Annotated in this window: 9 protein-coding genes and 2 pseudogenes; 5 read left to right on the forward strand and 6 right to left on the reverse strand. The window is 35.1% G+C overall.

The genetic code is table 11. From position 1 onward, the window contains the following. Both modB and modA read right to left on the reverse strand, forming a co-directional pair. The coding region (gene modB / locus V7183_RS09270; protein WP_335359289.1) for a molybdate ABC transporter permease subunit at positions 1-643 on the reverse strand (643 nt) is incomplete at its 3' end. Between the two features lie 5 nt (positions 644-648). After that, a complete protein-coding gene (gene modA, locus V7183_RS09275) occupies positions 649-1,455 on the reverse strand; it encodes a molybdate ABC transporter substrate-binding protein (RefSeq protein ID WP_335359290.1) in 807 nt (268 codons plus the stop codon). 133 nt (positions 1,456-1,588) lie between these two features. On the opposite strand from modA, the gene V7183_RS09280 reads away from it, so the two are divergent. Beyond that, positions 1,589-2,536, forward strand: coding sequence for a helix-turn-helix transcriptional regulator (locus V7183_RS09280; RefSeq protein ID WP_335359291.1), 948 nt, complete (start codon positions 1,589-1,591; stop codon positions 2,534-2,536). Positions 2,537-2,604: 68 nt separating this feature from the next. Here the strand turns inward: V7183_RS09280 and V7183_RS09285 are convergent, their stop codons facing one another. After that, on the reverse strand, positions 2,605-2,706 hold the full coding sequence (locus tag V7183_RS09285) for a DUF3948 family protein (protein WP_335359292.1): 102 nt from the start codon (positions 2,704-2,706) through the stop codon (positions 2,605-2,607). 324 nt (positions 2,707-3,030) lie between these two features. Between V7183_RS09285 and V7183_RS09290 the strand changes: the two genes are divergently transcribed. After that, on the forward strand, positions 3,031-3,636 hold the full coding sequence (locus tag V7183_RS09290; protein ID WP_097894884.1) for a lysophospholipid acyltransferase family protein: 606 nt from the start codon (positions 3,031-3,033) through the stop codon (positions 3,634-3,636). Positions 3,637-3,706: 70 nt separating this feature from the next. Here the strand turns inward: V7183_RS09290 and V7183_RS09295 are convergent, their stop codons facing one another. Next, a complete protein-coding gene (locus V7183_RS09295; protein WP_335359293.1) occupies positions 3,707-3,802 on the reverse strand; it encodes a DUF3948 family protein in 96 nt (31 codons plus the stop codon). Positions 3,803-4,090: 288 nt separating this feature from the next. Between V7183_RS09295 and V7183_RS09300 the strand changes: the two are divergent. Then, positions 4,091-4,216 (forward strand): annotated as a pseudogene (locus V7183_RS09300) (LacI family DNA-binding transcriptional regulator); the annotation flags it as partial. 161 nt (positions 4,217-4,377) lie between these two features. Further along, the gene (locus V7183_RS09305) at positions 4,378-5,214 is read left to right on the forward strand and encodes a YitT family protein (protein WP_097894882.1); all 837 of its coding nucleotides are present in this window, start codon (positions 4,378-4,380) and stop codon (positions 5,212-5,214) included. 22 nt (positions 5,215-5,236) lie between these two features. Here the strand turns inward: V7183_RS09305 and V7183_RS09310 are convergent. Then, a pseudogene (locus tag V7183_RS09310) lies at positions 5,237-5,524 on the reverse strand (NAD(P)-dependent oxidoreductase); the annotation flags it as partial. 264 nt (positions 5,525-5,788) lie between these two features. On the opposite strand from V7183_RS09310, the gene V7183_RS09315 reads away from it, so the two are divergent. Beyond that, entirely contained in the window at positions 5,789-6,145 is a 357-nt protein-coding gene (locus tag V7183_RS09315; RefSeq protein ID WP_335359294.1) for a YxeA family protein, read from the forward strand. Positions 6,146-6,289: 144 nt separating this feature from the next. Here the strand turns inward: V7183_RS09315 and V7183_RS09320 are convergent, their stop codons facing one another. Next, positions 6,290-6,391, reverse strand: a complete 102-nt coding sequence (locus V7183_RS09320; protein WP_335359295.1) for a DUF3948 family protein — start codon at positions 6,389-6,391, stop codon at positions 6,290-6,292. Positions 6,392-6,998 lie beyond the last annotated feature (607 nt).

The following is a 6,998-nucleotide window of genomic DNA, read 5'->3' on the forward strand; positions in this document are numbered from 1 at the left end:
GAATGCACAATAAAAAAATGAGTGACATGCTAACTGTTATGATAACAAGTGTCCAAGCAAGCTGCATATTACTTGCATCAATTGCCATATAAATGGCCGTTGGAATCGTTTGTGTTTTTCCAGGAATGTTTCCAGCAAACATCAGCGTCGCACCAAACTCGCCAAGTGCTCGTACAAAGCTTAAGATCATACCGCTCAGTAGTGCCGGGAATGCAAGTGGTAGTGTGACGTGTAAAAAGACTTGATATTCACTTGCTCCAAGGTCACGAGCACCGTCTTCAATTTGTTCATTTGCAATCGAAAATCCTGTTTTGGCAGATTGATACATAAGTGGGAATGAAACAATTGTTGAAGCAATAACAGCAGCCCAAGATGTAAACATAATCGATTGCTGAAACAATGATTCAATCCATTTTCCAATCGGACTGTTATTCCCAAAAATAATAATGAGAAAGAAACCAATTACAGTTGGCGGGAGTACCATTGGCAATAAGAAAATGGTTTCTAATAGCACTTTGTAACGCCACGAGGAGCGTGCTAATACTCGTCCAATCACTGTGCCAAAAATCATAACAATGATGGTGGCGCATGCAGCTACTCGTAAAGAAAGAAAAACAGGTGACCAAAGTGTATCAAGTGCCATAATAGTTATGAAAGGATTGTAAATCCATATTTTTTAAAGATAGATTGTGCATCTTTTGACTGTAAATATTCATAGAATGAAGTCGCCTCTTCCTTATGTTTCGATTCTTTTATAACCCCTACTGGATAGTGGATAGGTTCATGAGAATTAGCTGGCGCCGCATCGACAATTTTCACTTTGTCTGAAATGAGAGCGTCTGTTTTGTATACAATACCAGCGTCTACATTACCTGTTTCTACATATGTTAACACTTGGCGAACATCTTTTGTAAATACAATTTTATTTTGAAGGTCATTCCAAAGATTTTCATGTGTAAGAGAAGCTTTTGCATATTTTCCTGCCGGTACAGATTCAGGTGTACCGATTGCTAATTTTTTCACTTTATCTTCTTTTAACTCTTGAAATGTTTTAAGAGAACTTTCTTTTGGAACAACTAAAACGAGCTCATTTCCAAGAAGGTTTTTACCTTCTTTTTCATTGATAATCCCTTTTTTTACAAGTGTTTGAAATGTATCTTCTGCTGCGGAAAAGAATAAATCAGCAGGAGCGCCCTGTTCAATTTGTTGCTGAAGTGCGCCAGAACCACCGAAGTTAAAGGAAAGTTTAATATTTGGTTCTTTCTTCTTATATTGTTTTTCGATTTCTTTAAAAGCATCCTGCAAACTAGCAGCTGCAGATATAGTAAGTTCAACTGTCTTTTCTTCTTTCGCGTTCGTTTTTTCTTTCTTTTCCCCATTTGTGCAGGCACTACTCAAAATGAGAAAGAAAGAAAGTATGAATGCCCCAATAAATCGTAATGTAAATTTGTTCATACATATAATCCCCTTTCTTTTTACCATATTAATTATAACTAATTATATTTAATTATAAATAGTTATAATTAAATATAATGTGAAATATATCACTGTTTGAAAAAATAGGAGAAATATTCTTTTCTTTGTTACAATGAAGGAAGAAAGTGAGGAATCGCCTATGGATTATCATTCCTACACAACGGAAGAAGTAGCGAAACGATTAAAGGTATCAAAGCTAACTGTGTACGACTTAATTAAAAAAGGAGAACTGCCTTCTTATAGGGTTGGTAGACAAATGCGCATTGATGCTGTGGATTTAGAACAATATATTAATCAAATGAAAATAGGAAAAGTACAAGTATCTCCTGTAAAGATGGAAGAGAAGAGTAGCGGAAATACATGCGTCATTAGTGGACAAGAACTAACGTTAGATATGCTAGCCAAACATATAGAAAACCGGCTGCCAAATTCTAATATATTAAGAGCACATCAAGGTAGTTTAACGAGTTTAGTAAAGATGTATCAAGGAGAAGGGAGCGTTGTTAGTTTACATTTATTTGATGGTGAAACTGGTACATATAATGTTCCGTACGTAAAGCGCATTTTAGTTGGACAACCATGTATCGTAATAAATTTACTAGCGAGAAACGTTGGGTTTTATGTGCAAAAAGGAAATCCAAAAGGAATACAGACATGGACTGACTTAGATAAGCCGTCTATTCAATTTGTAAATCGTGAAAAAGGATCAGGCATCCGAGTGTTAGTAGATGAGCAGGTACGCATTCAAAAGTTAGATAAAGCAAATATTAGTGGGTATGAATGGGAAGAATCTAATCATCTTGGTGTTGCTTCTCAAATTGCTAGCGGAAAGGCTGACGTTGGTGTAGGGGCAGAAAAGGTAGCGCACATTGTAAATGTAGATTTTATCCCGCTTATGAAAGAGCAATATGATTTGGTTATTTTAAAGAACAAAGAAAATGAACAGCTGATTGAAGGGGTAAAGGACATCTTGCAATCTAAAGATTTTCAAAATGAATTACGAGCAATCGGTGGGTACGATATAAGTAAAACAGGCCAAATTATATATGAAACGAATTAAAAAAGCTGCTTGTCCATAGGACGAACAGCCTTTTCTCTATATAAAGGGGTTCAGGGAAACAAAGTTTTTTAGACAAGGACTTGAGCAAGTGCGTAAATGAAAGCAGTAAGAAGAGCTGCGCCGCTTGCAAGTCCAATAAAGTCTAATTTGTTAAAAGTAATGTTGTTCATTCTAATCTCTCCTTATCGGTTTAAAGTAGTAGAAACAGCTTTTGCATCGATTAGGGCGGATAGCACCATGCCCATTATGCCTACAAATTTGTTTGTTTTCATTTTGTTCATCATGCGTATCCGCTCCTTTTCGAATGATTGTTGCCCTTGTTTCTGTCTTAATTATATGAAATCCTGGCAAGAGGAACTATCGAATTAGCTTACAGTAAAGTTACACTTTTGTAATAATTAATACTTAATTTTATTACCAACTACTAAAGGTTAGTGTTATAATTGCTGTATAGATAGGATTAAAATTCGGATGTTTAGAAAGGAACGAAACAAATGTATAAGCCAATTACATTTTTGTTGAAATATATATTTAAGACTGTTGGAAAAGTGGAGGTTCAGGGGAAAGAAAAATTACCTGAAGGAGGACCATATGTTGTTGCTTGTACGCACACAAGTTTTATGGATGTTTTAATGTTAGCGACAGGGATGTATCCAACGGAAATTCATTACATGGCGAAAAAGGAACTGTTTGAAGGGAAATTTACAAATTGGTTTTTTAAGAATGTAAATGCCTTTCCAGTAGATCGTGCAAATCCAGGACCAAGTACATTGAAAATCCCATCTCGTTTATTAAAAGAGGGTAAAGTAGTAGGGATTTTTCCAAGTGGAACGAGATCGACAGAGGATGCTTCTTTAAAAGCAGGAGCTGTTACGATTGCAATGCGCTCTAATGTTCCTTTGGTACCGGCAGCTTATATTGGGCCATCGAGTGTAAAAGAATTGATGAAAGGGAAAAGGGCGCAACTGATCTTTGGGAACCCAATTCAAGTAGGAGCAGGAGAAGCAGTAGATCGAAAAACTGCTATGAAAATGATGACGGATCAATTGAATACAACATTTGAAGAATTGAAAGAAATTTTGCAACAAAACAAAAAATAGGAAAAGACGACCGGGCATAGACGGTCGTCTTTTCTATTACTATTTATATAAAGGGGAAAGGGACACAAAATTATAGAAGCGTAGCAGCGTAAATAAAAGCAGTAAGAAGAAGCGAGCCGCTAGCTAATCCAATAAAGTCTAATTTGTTAAAAGTAATAGTGTTCATATTGAAATTCTCCTTACTTGTTTAATGAAGTAGCAACCGATTTTGCATCGATAAGAGCGGATAAAACCATACTCATTGTATTTATGAATTTGTTTGTTTTGATTTTGATGTTGTTCATCATGTGTATCCGCTCCTTTTCGAATGGTTGTTGTTACTTTCTGACTCAATTGTACGAAATATAGAGAGAAGTAACTATCGAATTAGCTTACAGGAAGATTACACTTTTGTAAGAAAGCGATAAAAAGATGTAAGGATGAGAATATTTTACACATGTTTATGAAATTCATTATGTTAAGGGAGGGAGTGAACAGATGGCTAGCTAATATTAAAGATCTTGCAAAGCTAGCTGGTGTTTCGGTTACGGCTATTTCACAGGTGTTGAATAATCATCCATATGTAAGTAAGGGGAAACGAGCAGTATAAAGTATAAAGAGGTTGGAGAAAACTTGAATAATTAACCAAACGTTTGTTTAAACATAATAATATAGCTGTCATAAGAAAAAGGGTACGATAAAAACCACTTCTATACCTCTAGGAGATAGTGATACAATGTCAAATGGGGGGAGGTACAAACTATGATTAATCAACGAATGAAAGAGATCGCATTAATTACAATTGGTTCCTTATTGTTTGCAATTGGTATTAACTACTTTGCAATTCCAAACCGTTTATCAGAGGGTGGAATAATTGGCCTAACGGTTGTTACGTATTATTTATTTGGATGGTCACCAGGGATTGTGAACTTTGCCTTGAATGCTGTTCTATTAGCTATTGGTTATAAATTCTTTGATAAAAAAACGATGGTTTACACAATTCTTGGGATTGTGGAAACATCTTTGTTTTTATATGCTACAGAACATATCGGACATCAAGTGAATGGCGATACACTATTAGCTGCTTTGTTTGCTGGTGTGTTTGTAGGTGTCGGATTAGGTTGTATGTTCCGAGCGGGGGGTACATCGGGAGGATCAGCAATTTTAGCACAATTAGCAAATCAATATTTAGGCTGGAGTGTTGGAAAAGGCGTTCTCATTATTGATATTGTTGTAATTGCTGGATCTGTGTTTATTATTGGACAAGAAAAAGCAATGTATACTCTTGTAGCGGTATTTATTGGGGCGAAAGTAATTGACTTCGTCGTAGAAGGAATGAATACGAAAATAGCGGTTACGATTATATCAAATCAACCAGATTTAATTCGTGAGACGATTACGAAGCATATGACGCGCGGTGTTACGATATTAGAAGGACGCGGCGGATATACTGGGAAAAATAAAGAAGTATTATATGTCGTTATTAATAAGCAAGAACTTGTGAAATTAAAACAAGTCATTAGCGAAGTAGATAAAAGTGCATTTGTTGTTATTCACGATGTACGAGATGTGCTTGGCGGCGGCTTTAAAGCAAGTTAAAAAGATGAGCGAGAGGATTCGTTCATCTTTTTTGCTTTAATATTTGAGGAAGGTTTGCTATTAATTTTTGTTTGATTCGTTTTGCAAAGGATGGGTTTTTACCGGAAGTTGATACACTTATAACATATTCATCATTCCGAATGATTGCTGGTGTATGGAAAGAGGATTCTGTTCCATCACTTACAATGTTAACCCATTGAAAATCATGTGCAGCCTGTTTGACCATCATATTTATATCATGGTGATTCGTGGCAGCATAGATAAGGTGAGCGTATTGAATATCTGCTTCTGCGAATATTTTTTTCTTCCATTCCCCTCTTAAATGTGAAATGTTTAACAAATTTTTATACTTGTATTATAAAAGTTTTGAAAAATAGGGGGTGTGATATTTATCACAGTTTTTTTAGGTTCACAAATTGTTAAAAATAATATAAAACCCCACTTAAATTCTTACAAAAATGTAAGGGGAATGTAAGGTGATCCGATGGCAGAATTGATTCTCTCTCTTTAAAATAAATTTATAGAAAACTACACATATTGTGTGGAGGAGGAATCTGCCTTGGGGTGGGAAATTTTGAAGAAAAGAATAATTTTTACGGTAATAGCGATGGTAGCTGTTGTTGTATTGTTGCTACCAACAAAGCTTGGACCAGTAATTGATAAATATAATCCGTTTTATAAAGCGAAAGAATACTATACGGTTGTGAATAGTATCGGCCAGCATATTGGAGATGGCCGGTATGAATATGAATTTGTTGCTTACGATGAAAAAGGAAGAGAACAAACTATAAAGAAAACAGTAAATCATATGTTGAAAAGAAATGAATCGTTGAAAGTTGTTGCAAAAGGACGTTATGCTGAGTCATTAGTAGAGATTGAGGCTCAAAATATTCCTGTGCAGGCGAGAAGTAAACTTTTGGAGATGAGGTAAAAGATCACTACATTTTGTAAAATGTAGTGATCTTTTCATGGATTGGCATTAGGCGTTTTACGGCAAGAGACATTGCTTAACAGGAAAACCCAACCGGGACAGGTTGGGTTTTCTTTATTATATAAAGGGGAAGGGGACACAATTTTATACGAGAATCATTGCAGCGGCATAAATGAAAGTTGTAAGAAGAGCTGCACCGCTAGCAAGTCCAAATACGTCTAATTTGTTAAAAGTGATGTTGTTCATATTTACTCTCTCCTTACTTATTTTATGAAGTAGTAACAATACTGTGTTTGTTGCTCTTTCTGACTTTATTGTACGAAATACTTGTGAAGGCAACTATCGAATTACATTACAGGAGGCTTACAGTTTTGTAATGTATGTGTAAGGTAATTCGATAGTTGTTATGTACGAACTTTACTACAATGTGAGTAGGAAGTTTGAAAATACAACTTTCTGTCTGAATGATGAATATTTGAAAACCAACTAACTATTGAATAGACCTCATCTCTATAGGAAATGAGGCTATTTTTTTAAACCTTACAACATTGTAAGGTTTACGTAAGTTAATTCGATGGCTCACTTGTCATATTTTTTGCATAATAGAAATAGAAAAGAAATTAGGGAGATATTAAGAAGGGAGAAGAATGGGATGCGTAAAGAAGAAGTAGTGAAGTTACCAATAAAAGATTTCTGTAGCTACTTTACTGTTGCCGTAGTATGTATTGGATTGTTTGATATGATAACAAATTTAATTGTTAAATAATATAGATGATAAAACAAGAAAGAGATTCTTTCTTGTTTTTTTATTGTCGCTAATCTGAGGTAGCGTATTAATATATATACATCAATT

It is taken from the genome of Bacillus sp. JJ1127 (genome assembly GCF_036965845.1).
Taxonomy (GTDB): domain Bacteria; phylum Bacillota; class Bacilli; order Bacillales; family Bacillaceae_G; genus Bacillus_A.